Source organism: Brevundimonas variabilis (assembly GCF_014199945.1).
In the GTDB taxonomy this organism is placed as follows: domain Bacteria; phylum Pseudomonadota; class Alphaproteobacteria; order Caulobacterales; family Caulobacteraceae; genus Brevundimonas; species Brevundimonas variabilis.
Genome location: NZ_JACHOR010000002.1, coordinates 681,976 through 699,770, shown reverse-complemented (window position 1 = coordinate 699,770; position 17,795 = coordinate 681,976). Strand labels below are relative to the sequence as shown.

At 63.1% G+C, this 17,795-nt stretch carries 14 protein-coding genes and 1 tRNA gene; 7 read left to right on the top strand and 8 right to left on the bottom strand.

The window, feature by feature from the left end:
• From GGR13_RS08150 to GGR13_RS08135, 4 genes are all read right to left on the bottom strand, one after another.
• On the bottom strand, window positions 1–4,137 hold the full coding sequence (locus GGR13_RS08150; protein WP_183212988.1) for a translocation/assembly module TamB domain-containing protein: 4,137 nt from the start codon (window positions 4,135–4,137) through the stop codon (window positions 1–3).
• Window positions 4,138–4,253: 116 nt separating this feature from the next.
• Window positions 4,254–6,083 carry an autotransporter assembly complex protein TamA gene (locus GGR13_RS08145; RefSeq protein ID WP_425486081.1) on the bottom strand — a complete coding sequence of 610 codons (1,830 nt, stop codon included), beginning with the start codon at window positions 6,081–6,083 and terminating at the stop codon, window positions 4,254–4,256.
• A 119-nt stretch (window positions 6,084–6,202) separates the two neighbouring features.
• Window positions 6,203–6,454: a hypothetical protein gene (locus tag GGR13_RS08140; RefSeq protein ID WP_183212987.1), complete on the bottom strand. Its 252-nt coding sequence runs from the start codon at window positions 6,452–6,454 to the stop codon at window positions 6,203–6,205.
• 88 nt (window positions 6,455–6,542) lie between these two features.
• Window positions 6,543–7,655: a CaiB/BaiF CoA transferase family protein gene (locus GGR13_RS08135; protein WP_183212986.1), complete on the bottom strand. Its 1,113-nt coding sequence runs from the start codon at window positions 7,653–7,655 to the stop codon at window positions 6,543–6,545.
• Between the two features lie 103 nt (window positions 7,656–7,758).
• On the opposite strand from GGR13_RS08135, the gene GGR13_RS08130 reads away from it, so the two are divergent.
• The 4 genes from GGR13_RS08130 to GGR13_RS08115 all read left to right on the top strand — a co-directional run bounded on the left by GGR13_RS08130 (window position 7,759) and on the right by GGR13_RS08115 (window position 10,551).
• Window positions 7,759–7,835 (top strand) — tRNA-Lys (locus GGR13_RS08130).
• A 433-nt stretch (window positions 7,836–8,268) separates the two neighbouring features.
• Window positions 8,269–9,372, top strand: a complete 1,104-nt coding sequence (locus GGR13_RS08125; RefSeq protein WP_183212985.1) for a hypothetical protein — start codon at window positions 8,269–8,271, stop codon at window positions 9,370–9,372.
• Complete coding sequence (locus tag GGR13_RS08120; protein ID WP_183212984.1) at window positions 9,356–9,712, top strand: hypothetical protein; 357 nt, start codon at window positions 9,356–9,358, stop codon at window positions 9,710–9,712. The genes GGR13_RS08125 and GGR13_RS08120 overlap by 17 nt, the downstream gene beginning before the upstream one ends.
• A gap of 329 nt (window positions 9,713–10,041) precedes the next feature.
• Complete coding sequence (locus GGR13_RS08115) at window positions 10,042–10,551, top strand: hypothetical protein (RefSeq protein WP_246347738.1); 510 nt, start codon at window positions 10,042–10,044, stop codon at window positions 10,549–10,551.
• On the opposite strand, the gene tgt is transcribed toward GGR13_RS08115, so the two are convergent.
• The 3 genes from tgt to GGR13_RS08100 all read right to left on the bottom strand — a co-directional run bounded on the left by tgt (window position 10,548) and on the right by GGR13_RS08100 (window position 14,327).
• Window positions 10,548–11,660 (bottom strand): tRNA guanosine(34) transglycosylase Tgt, encoded by a 1,113-nt coding sequence (gene tgt, locus GGR13_RS08110; RefSeq protein ID WP_183212982.1) that lies wholly within the window; start codon window positions 11,658–11,660, stop codon window positions 10,548–10,550. The two genes, GGR13_RS08115 and tgt, sit on opposite strands and share 4 nt — an antisense overlap.
• Before the next feature lie 79 nt (window positions 11,661–11,739).
• Window positions 11,740–12,654: a hydroxymethylglutaryl-CoA lyase gene (locus GGR13_RS08105; RefSeq protein WP_183212981.1), complete on the bottom strand. Its 915-nt coding sequence runs from the start codon at window positions 12,652–12,654 to the stop codon at window positions 11,740–11,742.
• Window positions 12,651–14,327: an ArnT family glycosyltransferase gene (locus GGR13_RS08100; RefSeq protein WP_183212980.1), complete on the bottom strand. Its 1,677-nt coding sequence runs from the start codon at window positions 14,325–14,327 to the stop codon at window positions 12,651–12,653. Before GGR13_RS08100 ends, GGR13_RS08105 begins: the two co-directional genes overlap by 4 nt.
• A 68-nt stretch (window positions 14,328–14,395) precedes the next feature.
• Between GGR13_RS08100 and GGR13_RS08095 the strand changes: the two genes are divergently transcribed.
• The 3 genes from GGR13_RS08095 (at window position 14,396) to GGR13_RS08085 (ending at window position 16,990) form a co-directional block, all read left to right on the top strand.
• On the top strand, window positions 14,396–15,127 hold the full coding sequence (locus tag GGR13_RS08095; RefSeq protein ID WP_183212979.1) for a glycosyltransferase family 2 protein: 732 nt from the start codon (window positions 14,396–14,398) through the stop codon (window positions 15,125–15,127).
• 75 nt (window positions 15,128–15,202) lie between these two features.
• Entirely contained in the window at window positions 15,203–15,637 is a 435-nt protein-coding gene (locus GGR13_RS08090; protein WP_183212978.1) for a hypothetical protein, read from the top strand.
• A gap of 93 nt (window positions 15,638–15,730) precedes the next feature.
• Window positions 15,731–16,990, top strand: coding sequence for a cation:proton antiporter domain-containing protein (locus tag GGR13_RS08085; RefSeq protein WP_183212977.1), 1,260 nt, complete (start codon window positions 15,731–15,733; stop codon window positions 16,988–16,990).
• Here the strand turns inward: GGR13_RS08085 and GGR13_RS08080 are convergent.
• The gene (locus GGR13_RS08080; RefSeq protein ID WP_183212976.1) at window positions 16,987–17,790 is read right to left on the bottom strand and encodes an inositol monophosphatase family protein; all 804 of its coding nucleotides are present in this window, start codon (window positions 17,788–17,790) and stop codon (window positions 16,987–16,989) included. The two genes, GGR13_RS08085 and GGR13_RS08080, sit on opposite strands and share 4 nt — an antisense overlap.
• Between the last annotated feature and the right edge of the window lie 5 nt (window positions 17,791–17,795).

Genomic DNA, 17,795 nt, shown 5'->3' with positions numbered 1-17,795 from the left:
CTACTCGGTCCGGTTCGGTCGCGTGTCTTCGCGGTTCGTGCCGGGCTGCCGGGTCTGGCGGCGCCAGCGGATGGAAATGCTGGCGTCGCCCTGGCCGCCGAATTTGGAACTGACCGTCAGGTTCCGGCGCACCTGCCACTCAACATTGACTGCTGCGCCGCCCTCGCCACCCCCGATCACCTCCAGGTAGATGTCATCCGTCAGGTAGCGGCCGCCCGCAACGGTGAGGCCCGAGGCCTCGCCGCCAAATGACAAGCGATCGAGCCCGGCGAGCTGCCTGAGATTTCCAATCACATCGAATCCGCCTCCGCCGGCGAGTGAGGCCACCCCGGCAGCAAGCTGGGCGGCCTCGAAACCGGACAACTGCGATGCCGACCGGCCGAACAGGACCTGAGACAGGATCTCGTCCTGCGGCAGATCGGGAACGGATGTCAGGGCGATATCCGGAGATGCGGCCGTTCCTGTCACCCTGATCGTGGCTGTCAGCGCCGGGTCCTCGCGCACGGCAGACAAGTTCAGGCGGATCTGCTCGGGATTTGTCGAGAGCGAGATCGTGCCCCGCGGGTCGAACACAAAACGCTTGCCCGCAAACTCGTAGTCCCCACGAACGATCCGTGCCGTTCCTGACAGCACCGGCGCTGCAATGGAACCGGTGACCGTGGCGGTCACCCCCAGTTCCACATTGAGGCCTCGCCCGACCACCACGACGTCGCCGCCTGGTGAGCGCAACTGGACATTCAGATTGATCTGCGGGCCGCCGCGCGGTCCGTCGTCGGTGTCTTCTTCAGGATCCCCGCCTGGACGGTTGATTTCCACCACGTCCATGCCGACAATTCCGGTGGAGCCTGGAAGGTTTGCCTCGATGCGTGCGTCATCGATGTCGATCGGGCCGGCCAGCAGGATGTTGCCATCCTCGGCCCGCGTGACGGTGATCGGTCCGGATGCCCGGGCTTGCGCAATATCGTTGTCGATGATGCGGAAGCGGGTGAGGGCAATTTGGAGGCTCGATGCCGAACCCTGCCTCAGGCCAATGCGGCCATTGCCGCTGACCGTACCACCGGCTCCATCGCTGGCTGAAAACGTCTCGATCAGAGCCGTCGTATCGTCGAACCGGCTGGCAACCGTCAGGCCGTTCAGAACAATGCCGGTGCCGGTATCACGGAACGTCCCTTCGGCAACATTCAGCCGGCCATTGATGCGGGGCGCGTTGAGCGTACCGTCCAGAGTTGCCTCGCCGTCGACTTGTCCTGTCAGAGAGCGCTCACCACCGAGAAAAAGGTCCCAGATGGGCTGGATCTGGCCCTTGATCGACACCTCGCCCGTCATGGGTTGGGTTCGGGCGATGGCGAGCCGCAGGGGCGATGCTGTGGCCTCGACAGGCAGAGTCACGTCTGCGACGGCCCGGACGTTGGTGCCATCCGCAGCATTGGCCTGTATGCGGAGCCTGTCGTTTGCGAGCGTAGCGTTGACAACGCCATCGACCGCAAGGCCCCGCGGCGCATCGATCGAACGGATCTGTGCCAGCGTTACATTGGCTGATCCTGCCAGGTCATCGCCGGATCCGCGCACCGACACCTGTCCGGTCACGCGGCCACGCATGTCCGGCATCAGGGATCCGAGCTCAACGGATGTCAGTTCAGCTTCAATCACCGCAGCCGTACTGTCCTGACGCAATTCTCCCGTCAGGACGCCGCCTCCGATGCCCAGATCGAGTCGAGCGACGCGACCGTCTCCGTTCAACGCGATCACAGCCGGCGTTCGCGTGGTGAAGGCGATTTCCCGGACCCGACCGCCACCGCTAAGCGTGACGCTCTGACCAGACCCGACCCGAGAATACACGCCCGAGCCGTCGAACTTCACGGGGTTTTCGCCGCCAACATCAGCATTCAGACGGAATGGCAGCCGCTCGAGCGTGCCTCGACCGTTCAGATCGAAACTGCGAACCAGCAAGTCGTCCTGGCCAACGAAACGGACATTGCGGCCCGTCACGTCCAGAATGGCGTTATCGGCCCCTCCGCCCTCTGTCAGGCGAATGCGGCCATCAGCGCTACCGGAACGGAGGAAGGCACCCTGACGGGCAGTAAACGTCAGGTCGGCACTGGAGGGAATGTTGTTCGAGAGGGCCACGGACCCCTGAGCCGTCACGCCTCCGGCATCCAGGTCAACACTCGTGAGGCGGATACTGTCACCGCCCAGATAGAAGCTGCCCGCTGCTCGCGCGGGGCCATAGTTGGAACCGCTGGTCAGCACAATGCGCCCATCAGAAGCATCGGCTCCCCTTCGGAAACTGAGCACCAGATCAGCGTCGGTCAGGGTCAGTGGGCCTGCGGCCACCTTGCCGAACGCGGCTGTCAGATCGGCACGGGGCTGGGCCAGCGTCCCCGTCAGGGCCCCCTTGCCGGTCATGGCGCCATCGATCTCGACAGGACCCACGCCAAACGGTCCACGGGCGTCCCACTCGAGCGCAAGCCTCAGCCGTCCGCCGGTTTCGATCAAACCCCTGGCGGAGGCTTGACCCGCCGCTCCGGTCAGGAGCCCCTGGTTGATATTGATGCGCCCGCCATCCAGAAGGCTTGCCAATTGCAGGCGCGGCGCAGGACCCAACAATCGATCCAGTTCAGCCATTCCCGTGCCCAGACGGGTGCCTCGGCCATCGAAGCGTATATTCCACGGGGCACCTGAACGGGCTGACGAGGCCTGGATCGGGCCGGCAAAGGTGCCACGCGCACCGGGGCGGATCGCGGCGAGATCGGTCAGGTTGGCCCGACCCCGGAAGCTGAGACCTCCAAGCAGGTTACGGGAGCCTGACCCTGTCAGGTCAAGCGCCTGGCCGCGCGCGTCGATACGCTCCAGCAGTAGGGCTCCATCGGCCATCCGCGCGACCGCAAACTCGGCACGCGGTGTCGCACCAAGCAGGGCCCCGATGATTCCCTCCGCTCGACCGCCGGCCGCGCGAAGGTCACCTTCGGCATTGAACCGTCCGTCACGCGACACGATGCTGAGCGGTCCGGAAATTCTGGCTGCATTGTAGCTTGCCAGAGCTGTGTTCTGGAGGCTGACCGCACCGTCCAGCCGCCAGGCCTCGGGCGTGCCTGTGAACTTGCCGGTGTAGGCGGCTGGGCCGGCGAGGGGCGTTCCGGCGAGCCGGGTCAGCGACGATGTCGAGACCTCGATCAACACGCCCTCGGGCGCCGTCCTGTCATCCGTCCGGATCAGGCCTTCGGCACGCGAGTTGAGATTGTCCGAGTACAGCCGCCAGGCGACGCCCTGGATTCCCTCCCGCCCGGCATCCGGTACGGCCGCGAAGCCGAAGCGCGCGGTCTGGCCAATCCTCTCGATGAATGGCTCCAGCAGGTCCGAGCCGCGGAAGTCGGCATAGCCAGTGATCCGGGCACCATTCTCGCCATACCGACCCTTGATGCGCAGGGGGCTGAAGGTGCCCGTCCGCACGGTGGCCTCGACCACCTCTCCGGTTACAATCGCGACGGCAGAAAAGGGTTGATCGGGCGAATAGCCAAGCGCCCCGGCCAAGGGTCCGCCGCGCGCTTCGCTGGCGCGCAGGTTCAGACGAAGATCCTCGATCTTGTCGCCCAGGGTCGCGGTTGCGCGGAGATAGTCCCCCTTGCGGTTCAGGCTGTAGGCATTGACGCTGGCCGTCTTGTCGCCCGTGCGGGGGACAAAGGCATCCCCGGACAGCCTCCAGCGACCGTACTCCTGGCTGAAACCTTCTAGAAGTTCGACATTGGCGGCAAAGCGGTCGATGTCGAACGTCAGCGGCGAGGGGCCCCCCGGCTCATCGGACGGTTCAAGCGCCGGACGGCGGATCAGGCGGATCGTATCGGCGGAGATTTCGTCGGCGTGGAAACGGCGGGTCAGCAAGGGCAGATACGACCAGTCGACGCGGACATTGATGGCCTCAAGCCAGACGCCGTCGGCGTCCGTGACCGTGACCCTGCGGATACGAAAGTCGTCAAACAGGTCGCCTGACAGCCCCTCGACATTGATCCGTCCGTAACGACTGATCTGCTTTCCCGACACGAAGCTTGTGACTAGGTCGCGCCCGGGCCCGGACACCAGGTACATTCGTCCGCCAACAAGTGCGACGACAAGCAGGACAATCAGGCCAGCAACAGCCATGCCGCCAAAGAACGCGAACGCCTGAAGTCGGGAGCGCTTTTTCCGGGCAGCGGTCGCGGGTGTGTCCTCACCGCTCGTTTCGCCATTGGGTTGGGGTTCAGGCGGGCTGGAATCGGTCAAAATGCCTGACCGATGCTGATGTAGATCTGGAACGCAGCGTCGCCCTCACGCTTGTCGAGCGGCATGGCGATGTCGAAACGCACAGGACCAAAAGGCAGTTTGTAGCGGACACCTGCGCCGACAGCGTAGCGCAGATTGCTGAAGTCCGGAGTCTCCGATGACCCGATGGCTCCGGCATCGACGAAGGCCACGGCCTGGAAGCTTTCGCCGATATCGCGCCGCACCTCTGCCGACACCTCAAACAGCGACAGGCCCCCACGTGGCGTATTGTCAGGCAGGCGAGGACCCACGCCCTGATATTCGAATCCGCGCACAGAGCCGCCACCGCCCGAATAGAACAGGCGGTCAGCAGGAATGGTCAGTTCCTCGCCGCCGACGATGGACCCCAGCTTAATACGGCCGGCCAGTACGGTTTTCGCATCGTCCTGGACAGGTAAATAGGCGGTGACCTGTGTTTCTGCCTTCAGGAAAAGGAGACTGTCCTCGCCTGTCACTGCCGTGGGCTGGACATTGGCCGTGAAACGGTAACCGCTCGTCGGGTTCAGGGCGTCGTTCGATCGGTCCATGAAGGCAGCGCCCCGCGCTGTCAGAATGGCGAGGTTTCGGCTGACGTCGATGGGGGCCTGGGTGATCGGATCAAACCGGCTCTCGTCGTACTGGCCTGCGTCAAGGCCGACGCCGTAACTGTAGTAGGATGTGCGGCCCAGCCTTTGGCGCAGATCCGCAGCGGCAGTGAAGGCCAATCGACGATAGGCATCGGTATCCTCGTTGACGATAGCGGTGGCAAGCGCAAGCGTCTGGCCTGGACGGCGCCAGTGGGGAAGGGACAGGTTCACCCCGAGACGGCTGTCTAGATCGGTAAGCCGGGCTTCGAACCGCAAGGTGTCAGCCCGTCCGAACCGGTTGTACCAGGTCCACAAGGCGTCGATGCCGGAACCGCCCGCCGTCGTCAGTGTGGCTGCCGTGGCGGTCGGCGAGGCCGTCGCCGTCGATGCCGTGATGCCGGCCTCAAGGATCCTGCGTGGTCGGTCAGTCAGGCTGACGATGACCGGCCGGTTTCCCTCCACCGTCGTTTGATCGATTGGCGAAAGGGCCACGCCAACGCCGTCATATACCCCGGTCTCGAGAAGGCGACGCTCAAGTTCGGCAACATCTTCAGGGTCATAGACCTCACCGGAAACCCAGGGTGCCAGTGCGGCCACCCAGTCGGGATTGGTCGGCCCCCGTGTTTCCAGCCGGACACCGTCCAGCCTGACCAATTCGCCTGAGACAATCGCGTAGGTCGGCTGCACAGTATAGGCCGCGTGGTCCACAACGACGCGACGAGGTTGGGTTTCGGCATCGGCATAACCGCGGCGCGTCAGGCTTGCCACGATCCGGCCCTCGGCTGCGATGACATCCACGGACCGGCCCGGGCTACCGGGCTGCAGATCGATTTCTGCCGCAACTTCTGCCGCTGTGGCCGGGTCGGGCTCGGGAGCGATGTAACGGATCGCCGGCGGGGCGATCAGAAATCGCTGTCCGGGAATGACAGTGATAATGGCGACCGGAGCCGTATCTCCCTCAACGAGGTCTTCGAGCGTCGACTGGTAATAGCCTTCCGATCGCAGCAGGGCCTCAGCTGACTCCATCGCGGCCCTTGCGCGTCGGCGGGCTTCGAAGCGGTTCGCAGGCGGACCGTCGACCTCACCGATGGCGCGCTCGATCTGGGTCCGCAGCGGGCCGTCGAGTTCCCCCCTGACCTGTGCCCGGGGATCAGCCACTGCCGTGAATGGCGACGCCAACCCGAGCATAATGATGACGACTGTCGTGGCCGCGGACGTCACCAGCCTCGATCGTCGTGAAGGCGGGGATGCCGGTCTGGTCTGCAAAAATCGTACTTTCGTCCGTGGCAGGCGGTCATTCGCCCACGAAGGCGGCGATCGGAGGGCATCGCCCCGATGACTCAGTAAAAGAGCGTCTCGCTCTCGGGCGTAACGCTTTCCTGCGAGGTTGCGTCGTCGGGGGGCAGGACTGGAACGGGGTCAACCGGCACCACGACTTCGGGCTCGGTCTCGACCACATCGGCGGCGACGTCCTCTGCGGCGGGCGCGGCCTCTACCATCATGGGTGAAGCGTCGGATTGGTCATTGCCGGGATCATCACAGCCGACGACGACAAGGGCCGTAAGGCCAAGGGCCAGCAAAATGGGCTTCATCGTCTTCCTCCCCGGATCGGCTGCCGAACGCGCCGGATTTCAGGATGTTCCATAGTCGGTGTCGGGCTGGCTGGGCAACGTTGCAGAGTTAGCTGGCGTCTGCTGACGAACCAATTCGATCTACGGACCATGCGGACAGTGCGGCGTCCAATGTCTTCCTCGTCCCCGGACCGGGCATGATGGCGGCTTTGCCGAAACGCGGGGCTGGGGAAGGCTGGATCGGTGGCCCGGCAGAGAACGTGTCGCGCGCGGCGTTGTGCGGGTGCAGGGGGGCCTCAGCCATGGTCAGGACCGGGGTGACACATGCTTCTGTGCCCGAGAAATGGGTAGCCCAATCATCCCGGTCGCGTGTCATGAAGATCGCTTCGAAACGGCCGTGCAAGGCTGGCCATTGGGTCACGGGAAACTGCGGCACTTCCTCTGTCGCGAGGCCCAATCCTTCTACAAGAGCCGCATAGAATCTGGGTTCCAGGGCACCCACCGCAACAAAACGGCCGTCACGGCACCTGTAGCAGCGATAAAAAGGTGCACCGCCATCCAGCAGGTTGGTCCCGGGCGTGTCGTTCCAAAGGCCCAGCGGCCGGAAGGCGTGGAACAAGCTGGTCAGAAGGGCTGACCCGTCGGTCATGGCCGCATCGACGATCCGCCCGTGACCGGTGGTTCGGGCCTCGATCAGGGCTGCAAGCAAGCCGGTAACCAGCATCATGGCGCCACCCCCGTAATCCCCGAGCATGTTCAGGGGTGGGCGTGGCGGACGCTCCGCGTCGCCGAGCGCATGCAGGGCACCGGACAGGGCCAGATAGTTGATGTCGTGACCGACCTCGCTCGCCAGCGGCCCTGACTGGCCCCATCCCGTTACCCGTCCGTACACAAGGCGCGGGTTCTGAGCCTGCAAGGCCTCGGGACCGAGGCCCAGACGTTCCATCACTCCGGGTCGGAAGCCCTCAATGACTGCGTCTGACCGCGATACCAGATCAAGGATGCGGACTCGATCCGCCTTGTCCTTGAGGTCCACCGGCACGGCCGCGCGCCCACGGTGAAGGATTTCGCCCCCCACCTGATCGAAAACAGCCGCTCCAGCCGAGGCCGCCCGGGTCAGCCGGACAATGTCCGCGCCGAGGTCCGCCAGCATCATGCCGGCAAAGGTCACGGGCCCAAGGCCGTCGAATTCGACGATACGAATGCCTGAGAGTGGTTTCATGTGCGGTGCCTAGCCCCGAAGGGCGATTTCGTCGAGGACAGTGCTTGACCTGACGCCCGCAATGCAACAGAAGGCGCTCCTTCGCGGGCCCGCCCTACGATGTGCGTCCTTAGCTCAGTTGGTTAGAGCATCTGACTTTTAATCAGAGGGTCCTCGGTTCGAGCCCGAGAGGACGTACCATGGCGCGCTGTTTGCCCTCAAACACAGCATGCCGAAAATCGGCGCGCCGTCGCGATCCCAGATGAATTGCTGTTTCTGACGCCGTGGTTTGTCCGTTGCTGAGCTGTCAGCCCGGTTCGAGCTTGTCCTGCGTCGTACCGACTCGCGCGCACTTGGGACCAGAATCTGCAGAACCGCTCATTTCGAACCTCGATTGAAATTCGAGTGAGAATCTAGATAATTCTTGAGAACCAAGACTATTCATGTTGAGTGCTGCGTTAATTCAATAAATCTAAATCATAATATAAAAATCCAGTACTGTATTCTCTCAGTAAAATCTAACAATGAGGTTACTTTGCCGTTTTCTTTAATTTGATGATTTTAAGCAAGCCGCATTACATATGCATAACCAACATTGATTATCCATGGTCCCCGAATAGAGGCGGGGAAAATTTTGTCAGATCGCGCATTCCGGAGCCTTGAAAGTCTGGAGAAGTCCGCCTCTACAGCGCGTGTTCTGAACCTTCTGCAGGTTGCACGCGATTATCGGCTCACACCAGATTGGGTCGACCGGCCATTGTTTCGGACCCCGGAGCTGAATGCATGTCTGTTGTTGAAGCACAGATTGCGTCGCAATGAATATGACATCTTCAGAGTTCCTAGGCAGGTCGCCACCAAGATTGTGGTGCCGATCGACCGCTGGGACCTCAAGACAGGTGGGCGATATGTGTTTGTGGGACAGATAAACTACGAACGGACCATGGCGCAGGTTTTCGGCGTCACCGCTGATCATCCTGATTTTATCGTCCTCGGAATGATCGACAGGCTCCCATCGCTCGACCCCTTTCTATTGAGGGAAAGGCTGAGTCGCGCGGGACTGAACCCTGCCCCGTGCTATTTTCAGATCAGCGATGCCGATCTCCAGGACATGCTTGATTTTGTGAAACTCGAGATCAGTCCGCTTGTGCACCTCAGTCTTCGCCGATCCTCTGTGGGACCGAGATCGATAGAAGGTCTAGCATTGAAGATATTATCGAACGCGCCCGGGGATGAGTCGGACGCGCTGAGGAGCGCGCTAAATCTTCGTGCTGATCAGTATCAAGAGTGCGTGTTTTGCTGGAGAGGCCTGCTATACTATAAATGGGTGATGGTTAGCGTCCTGAAACGTGTTGCAGGCGTATTGGACAGCATCAGGCTCATAAAGCCCATCGGACCATTGGACATGATTTCTCGAGAGTACATAGTGCGCAGTCGAAAAGTGCTTCGCACGCAAATCGCTCGAACATGTCTCGATGTTCAAAACACGCTGCAGATTTATGACCTTGCCTATGCAGATCTGACGAAACAGGGAAATCCTGCAGAGTTCAAAGGGTTTCTATTGGCTGCTCCCTCACTTTTCATGCGACTGGGTGAGCAGCTTGGGGCCATTCAGCATATCGTCAGTTTTTCAAGTTATCGATTTGGCGCAAAGGCAGCCCCGCCAGGTAGCGAGGAGCTGATGGATATTCTGATGGATTTCGAGGTCAGCCTACGGATACGTGATGTCGATGCAGTTTGAATATGAGCCCCGTTCGGACGAGTGGGCGAGTGAGGACGAGGAAGGTGGATCCGACGGGGTCAAAACCACTCTGAAAGTGGTGGCTGCTGTCATCGGAACCATAGCCCTCGGGGTCGCTTTGACGCCTGCACTCACGGGCTACAAACCTGTCGTTTCACAGCGTCTGATCTCACCCGGACAGACCTATGTGACAAAGGACTACGGCGATCTCGGCGCGAACAGTCGGGGTTCGCTTGTTTGCACCTATTTCACCGGAAGGCGGTTCGTTCAGCGCGTCTACTGGCACTCGCGGGAGAACCTGTTCGGCAAGGCCAACTGTCCGTTGATCCTTGAGGGCTGACAGTTGTCTCTGGTTCGGAGACCTGTCGCTCAGATCGCGAGAGATGCCGCCTGAGTTGGGCAAGCGCTTCAAGATGCCGACCACGTTGCTGAACGCGGGTTGGCCTCTAAGGTCGCAGCTCTGAACAGTGGCAGCATGGTCTCGCTCCGCCTCTCTCAGGGGGCGGAGGCAGATGCGTGGTTCTGGCCAACAAAAAATAGGTGCCCTGTTGCGCTTATCCTCGCGTCGGGCGTTGTACGGATATGACCGGACGTTCTGCTGCTTGCTCTTGTATCCTTGTTGCCGCGCTCGCCACAGGATTGGGGAGCTGTGCGACCGGCCGCGCCGCTATGGATGGTGCAGGACAATTCGGCCGGGGATTTGGAGGAGCCGCGACTGCGCCGCTTGATGATTTCAATCTCCGACGGGAGACGATTCCGACGGTCCTGCTGCAGGCCCGGAACAATCCCTATGACATGCGCAATCTTGGCCGGTGTTCGACGATCGCGAGGGAAGTCGCCCGTCTCGACGACGCTCTGGGGCCCGATACCGACGAGCCGCCGCAAGGGCAAGGCACGACCCGGAGTGAGCAGATGGCCGATGCGGGGGCAGACCTTGCCCTGGATATGGTCCGGGACGGCGTGCGGGACTTCATTCCCGGCCGTAGCTGGATCAGGCGTCTGAGCGGGGCCGAGCAGCACAGCCGCGAGGTTCAGGCCTCGATCCAGGCAGGCCTGATGCGGCGGTCGTTCCTCAAGGGCATGGGCATGCAGCAGAACTGCGCCCCGCCGGCAGCGCCCCGCTGGTTCCGGCCTGACACACGGCGCCTGACACACGGCGTCAGCCGGGGTGATCCCTAATTCGAAGTGTGCCGGGCGTGGAATTCCCGCCGGAAGGCCTCGAACCGGCCATGGGCAATGGCCTCACGCATGGCCGCCGTCAGTGCCTGATAGAAGGCGATGTTGTGCCAGCTGAGCAGGGTCTTGCCGAGGATCTCGTCGGCACGGATCAGATGGTGCAGATAGGCTTTCGAATAACCGCTGGAAGCGGGACATGCGATCGTAGCGTCGAGCGGGTCCTGGTCTTCGGCAAAACGGGCGTTCTTCAGATTAATGGGGCCATCCCAGGTCCAGGCCTGACCATGGCGACCGGCACGTGTCGGCAGAACGCAGTCAAACATGTCCACACCCCGCCAGACCGCTTCCACCAGGTCGACCGGCTTGCCGACCCCCATCAGATAGCGGGGCCGGTCCACGGGCAGCATGTCCGGAGCATAGTCCAGAACCTCGCACATGGCCTGATGGCCCTCGCCCACAGCCAGCCCGCCAATGGCATAGCCATCAAAGCCGATCTCCTGCAGTCGGTCCGAGGATTCCCGGCGAAGGGGTTCGAAGGTCGAACCTTGCTGGATCCCGAACAGGGCCTGGGTTTCCCGCGTGCCAAACGCGGCCTTTGAACGGGCGGCCCACCGCGCAGACAGTTCCATGGCCTGACGGGCTCGGTCCTGCTCGGCCGGCCAGGCAACGCACTCGTCCAGCTGCATCGAGATGTCAGCCCCGATGCGGTCGGCCTGGATCTCGATGGACCGTTCCGGCGACAGGATGTGCTTTGACCCGTCGATGTGACTGGAAAAGGTGACGGCCTCTTCCTTCACCTTTGAAATTCCGGCCAGCGACATGACCTGGAAACCGCCGGAGTCCGTCAGGATCGGCTTGTCCCAGCCCATGAACCTGTGCAGCCCGCCCAGTCGTTCCATCCGCTCGGGTCCAGGGCGCAGCATCAGGTGATAGGTGTTGCCTAGAAGGATATCGGCGCCAGTCGCCTTCACCTGGTCCACGGTCATGGCCTTGACCGTGGCCGCCGTGCCGACGGGCATGAAGGCGGGCGTGCGGATATCGCCGCGAGAGGTTTTCAGCACCGCAGTGCGCGCGCGGCCTTCGGTGGCCTGGATTTCGAACGGGAATGGCAAACGGGGTCTCCGGAGAGCGGGCGATATAGGCCGCAGTGCCGGGATTGAACAGTCAGGACTCGGTCAGTGCGCCGGACCGTCAGCCTGGCCAGCCACCCGCGCGGCTGAGGGCGCTCGGCGCAGGGCGGCCGATCCTGTCTCCAATCCATCGCGCCGTAGCGATCAGGGCATCGAGATCGAAGCCGGTTTCAAAACCTGCCCTGTGCAACATGTAAACCAGGTCTTCGGTCGCGATATTGCCTGTGGCTCCGGGTGCAAAGGGGCAGCCGCCGATGCCGCCGACCGAGGCGTCCAGCACATCGATCCCGGCCTCGATACCGGCGTGGGCATTCGCAAGACCGGTATTGCGGGTGTCATGGAAATGCAGTCGCAGGGTCGTGTCCGGTGCGGCCTGCCTGGCGGCTTCGACCTTGCGCGTGACCGCCCAGGGATCGCCGGCGCCGATGGTGTCGGCCAGGGCGATCTCTGCAACGCCCATCGCGGCAATCTCGCCGACCAGATCCGCGATCTGACCGACCGAAACTTCGCCGTCGAATGGGCAGCCCCAGACGCAGGACAGAGTGGCGGACAGGGACGGCGTGCCGGGCTGCCCTTCCGAATTTCGTCGCCCGGCCAGGATGTCGGACAGCATCGAGACCTGCCCCCGAACGTCGAGACCCTGATTTTTCAATCCAAAGCCGTTTGTCGCTGACATTGCGATGTTCACCTCGTCGACAGAGGTGCCAAGCGCGCGGTCATAGCCCTTGCCGTTCAGGACCAGTCCGATGCGACTGTGGCCCGCAGCGGAGGGGAGGGCAGACATGACCGCTTCGGCGCCGGCCATCTGCGGCACATATTTCGGGTGAACGAAGCTCACGGCTTCGATCCGTCTGGCCCCCGCCCGTTCCAGACGGGTCACGAGTTCGGCCCGGACGGCGGGGTCCAGCACGACCTTCTCGTTCTGCAAGCCGTCGCGCGGACCGACCTCGACGATCTGGATGGATCGAGCGGTCACTCGCCAGCCTGGGGGAGTGTGGCACCGGAGGGGGCATAGACGGTCAGGCTGACATCGTCGCCATTGGAATAGTTATGACCCGTCACGGTCCCCACCGCCCGGCCCACCGCACCCGTCGGGGCGAGGGCCTGCCGGAAGTCCTCGGCATCACCGGCCTCGACGATGGCCGGCCGGCCCTCCGCCAGGGCTCTGGCCGCTCCGGCCGCGTCGGTCAATTCGGTGTCCCGACCCGTAAGGAAGACAAAACTGGGCTCATGATAGGTCGTTATGGCGACCGGCCCTGGCACGCGCCCCTGCCGCGGATGCAGGCCGGCCTGTTCCAGGGTCTTTTCCAGTTGCGGCGAGACCGACAACGGCCTGAGCTGTCGCAGCGTGCCGGCAAGGGCAGCGTGCGCCAAAATCCCGAATGCCAAGGAGATCAGCACGGCCGATACTGCGGCCCGGTTGATCAGTAGAAACGCGCCGGCCATGGCACCGACGAAGGCGGACACGATGGTGATCGTCGCCCAGGTCTGGGCAGTGGAGCGACCGAACTCGGTCAGACCGTACACCGTGATCACGCAGAGGAGCACGCCCGCCAGAACCATCAGTCCTGCACCCAGTCGCCGTGACAGCGTCCCGATCGGCTGTGTCAGGGCGGCGGCGGAGAGGAGGGCGATCGCTCCGAAGGTCGGCAGCGTGTAGTGCCAGAGCTTTGTAGGGGCGATCTCGAAGATCAGCCAGGCCGGCACCAGCCAGCACACCAGAAAGCGGATCGCGGGTTCTGCCCGCCGGTGCCAGCCCGCCGACAACGCAGCCGGCAGCATCAAGGTCGCCGGAAACAGCAGCAGTGGCGCGAGGGTCAGATACATGCCGGGGAAGCCCGAATGGCCCTCATCCGCCCCGGTGACCTTCTGACCGAGGTCACCGCCGATGGCTTCTCGCCAGAATCCGCCATCGGTGACGATGGTGATGGCGATGGCCCACGGGCCGACAATCAAGGCGACAAGGGGCAAGCCCCAACCCCACCCCAGACGGCGCATCCATTTGATGTCCCGGTCCCAGATCGAAAGCATCAGCATGGCGGGAACGACGACAATCAGACCGATCGGACCCTTGATCAGGATCGAGAGTCCCAGCGCGGCCCAGAAGATGAATTTGTGATGCCTGCGCGGATCGGTGCCGGCGCGCGTCGCCATATAGATCCGGGCCAGGGAGGCCATGGCCAGGGTCACCGCTCCGCAGAGCATGGCGTCGGTCTTGGCAATGCCAGCCTCGGACGAGAGGAGGAAGCTGGCACCCAGCATGGCCCCGGCCAGGAATCCGGCACGTCGCCCGAACAGGGCGGCTCCAGCCCAGGCCGCCGCGCCGGCCGCCAGCATGGCCCCCAGAAGAGACGGTATGCGATAAGCGGCGATGTCGCGTGCCTCTACGGTCGATGTCGCGGCGACTGTGACAGCCTGCATCCAGTAGATGCCGATCGGCTTCTTCCAGCGAGGATCGTCCTGAAAGCGGATGTCGACATAGTCGCCGCTCTCAAGCATCTGGGATGTGGCCTGGGCGTAGCGGCTTTCGTCGCGATCAAGTGGCGGCAACAGCAGAAGGCCCGGAAGACCGGCAATCATGGCCAGCAGGGCTGCGAGCAATGGGCCGCGCCAACCGGCGATGTATCGATCCAGGTTCGGGCGCGTCATGGGGGATGCTTACCATGGTCGCGCGGCGAGCCAATAGCGTGGCTTGTCCGCGTGCGTTAAGAGGCCGGATGGATACCGTTTCTGCGCCCCTGATTTCCGTGGTCGTGCCCGTGCACAACGAGGCGGGCAATGCTGCCGCATTGGCCCGTGATATCGCCACAGCCTTTTCGGGTCGGCCGTTCGAGATGATTTTCGTCGACGATGCATCGCGCGATTCGACATTGGCCGAACTCCGCGCCGTGATGGGTGATCTGCCGACGCTGCGCGTTCTGAGCCACGGCTCCAATGCGGGCCAGAGCCGTGCGGTGCGGACCGGCGTGCTGGCAGCGAGGGGCGAGATCATCGTGACCCTGGATGGCGATGGTCAGAATCCTCCGGTTGACGCTCCGAAGCTCGTTGATCTGCTGTTGAACGCGCCCGCTGACGTGGCCCTGGTCGGCGGCGTCCGTGCGCGCCGGCAGGATTCGGAAGCCAAGCGTCAGGCCTCGGTCTGGGCGAACCGAATCCGGCGAAGGCTCCTGAACGACGATGCCGACGACACGGGCTGCGGCCTGAAGGCGTTCCGACGAGAGGTGTTTCTGCGGCTCCCTTACTTTGATCATATCCACCGCTATCTGCCGGCGCTGGTGATCCGGGAAGGATATCGCAACCTGTACGTCGATGTCGGCCACCGTCACCGCGAGGTTGGCCAGTCGAAATACACCAACTGGGGCCGGTTGATGGCCTCCGTTTCCGACCTGCTGGGCGTGATCTGGCTCAAGACCCGGTCCCGCCAGCCGGGTGGCATCAGCGAATACTAGACCGGGCTACACCGCTCGGGCGAAGCGCGTTAAGCAGGGTGAAGCGGCGCTGTGCCGTGCTGGAACGATTCGACCATGCTGATCGCCATTCCCCTGCTGATCGTGCCGGTGGTGATCTACAACATCGTGATCATCTTCATCGGTCAGGATGCGAGCAATGGTCTCGCTGTGGCCAGCGATGTGCTGTCCGATCCGCTGTTCGCTGTGACCATGGCCTCGGGTGCGCGATGGTCGGTTTCGGTCGGCGACCTGATCCTGTTCCTGTCGCTGATCCTGCTGTTTTTCGAGCTCCTGAAATCGACGACCAGCCAGAAGGCGGCCATCGTCAATCATGCCCTGTCCATGGTGCTTTTCGTGGTCTGCCTGATCGAGTTCCTGCTGCTGGGCGGGTTCGCGACGTCAGTCTTCTTCCTGATCATGACCATGGTGCTGCTGGATGTTCTGGCCGGGTTCATCGTCACCATCATTGCGGCACGCAAGGATTTCGAATTCGGCCAAGGGCGCAGTTAAGCCAACCAAGCCTTGCCGTTGGGGGCACCAAACCCCACATCTTGCGTTCAACACAGACCGCAATACTGCCCATACACTCTGCAAGGAGCGTCGATGCCGCACGCCGACAGCCTGATTCTGACCCTTGTTGCCGGCTTCGTGCTGGCTTTCGTGTTCGGGATGCTGGCCAATCGGCTGAAGCTGTCGCCCCTTGTTGGTTACCTCGTCGCTGGTGTCGTCGTCGGGCCTTTTACGCCGGGCTATACCGCTGACACCGAGCTGGCCCCCCAACTCGCAGAGGTCGGCGTCATCCTTCTGATGTTCGGGGTCGGACTGCATTTCTCGCCCGCTGACCTGATGAAGGTCCGCAAGGTCGCGATCCCGGGGGCCCTCGTCCAGATCAGCGTGGCCACCGTTCTGGGTTGGGGCCTGGGACGCCTGCTGGGGATGGGTGACCTTGAGGCCGCCCTCATGGGGTTTGCCCTGTCGGTCGCCTCGACCGTCGTCCTGCTGCGGGCACTAGAGGAGCGCAAACAGGTCAAGGGCGAGATCGGGCGGATCGCCGTGGGCTGGCTGATCGTCGAGGACCTCGTCATCGTCATTGCCCTGGTTCTGCTGCCCCTGATCGTAATCCAGCCGGGCGAGAGTCTGACCGCCGGCGAACTGGCCGGATCGATCGGCCTTACCCTGGTGAAGGTGGCGGCGTTTGTCGGTCTGATGCTGGTGGTCGGGGGCCGGGTTCTGCCCTGGCTGCTGGTCCGCATCGCCCACACACGGTCGCGCGAATTGTTCACGCTCGGTGTCCTGGCTATCGCCCTAGGCATTGCCTGGATCGCCTATGCAGTGTTCGGCGCATCGTTCGCGCTGGGGGCCTTCGTTGCCGGCCTGGTGCTGAACGGCACGCCGCTGGGCCACAACGCCGCCGAGCGATCCCTGCCGCTGCGGGACGCCTTTGCCGTCCTGTTCTTCGTTTCGGTCGGAATGCTGTTCGATCCGACGATCCTGATCCGCGACCCACTGGCGGTTCTGGGTGTCCTGGGAATTGTCATCATCGGCAAGTCGCTGGCCGCCCTGGCCATCACCTTTGCCTTCAGACTGACACGCGAGACCAGTCTGACGGTGGCTGCAAGCCTTGCCCAGATCGGGGAGTTCAGCTTCATTCTGGCGGCGCTGGGTGTCTCGCTCGGGGCGATGCGACAGGAGACGCACGACCTGATTCTTGCGGCCGCGTTGCTGTCGATCGCGCTGAATCCGTTCGTCTTTGCCCTTTGCGACCGCTTCGGTGGCCGCCCCAAGGCGGGTACGGACGGGGCGCGGGCCTTGGCCGTGGCGGCCGAAGCCGATGCAAAACGGCCTAACCCGGCAACGGCCTAGCCCAGCAGAACCTTCCGAAGCGCAGGGTGCAGTTCGGTGTTGGTCGACAGTATCGACGAGCCGGTCTTGGGATCGCCGTCGGCCTCGATTGTCGTGACCGTCCCACCGGCCTCGGTGACGAACAGGATGCCGGCTGCCACATCCCAGGGCTTCAGATTGCGCTCGTAGTAGGCGTCGTAGCGACCGCAGGCGACCCAGGCGAGGTCCAGTGCCGATGACCCGAGACGCCGGATCCCGGCCACCCGCTGCCCGACGGCGTGGATGTCCTTGATCGACTGGGCGTGGCCCGTCTTGCCGATGAAGGGCAGGCCCGTTGCGATCAGGCTGTCGGCAAGGTCGCGGCGGCCGGACACGCGGATGCGAGCATCGTTCAGATAGGCTCCCTTGCCCTTTTCTGCCCAGAACAGCTCGTTCATGACCGGGTTGTAGGTGACGCCCGCGACAATTTCGGAGCTCCCGTCCGGCGACGTGCGCTGAAGGCCGACCGTGATGGCGAAATGCGGCATGGCGTGCATGAAATTCGTGGTGCCATCGATCGGGTCGACGATCCACATGTGGGACTTGTCGGTCCCCTCCATCAGGCCGCGTTCCTCGCCCAGGAAACCGTAGCCCGGACGGGCCTTCATCAGCAGCTCGTAAAGGGTGTCCTCGGCCTTGATGTCGGCGGCCGTGACGAAATCGCCCGGTCCTTTCCGCGACACCTGCAACTGGGCGACCTCGCCAAAGTCGCGCAGCATCGGGCGCGCCGTCTTGCGGACGGCATCGATCATGACGGTAAGGAGGGCAGAAGAAAGAGCCATGGGAA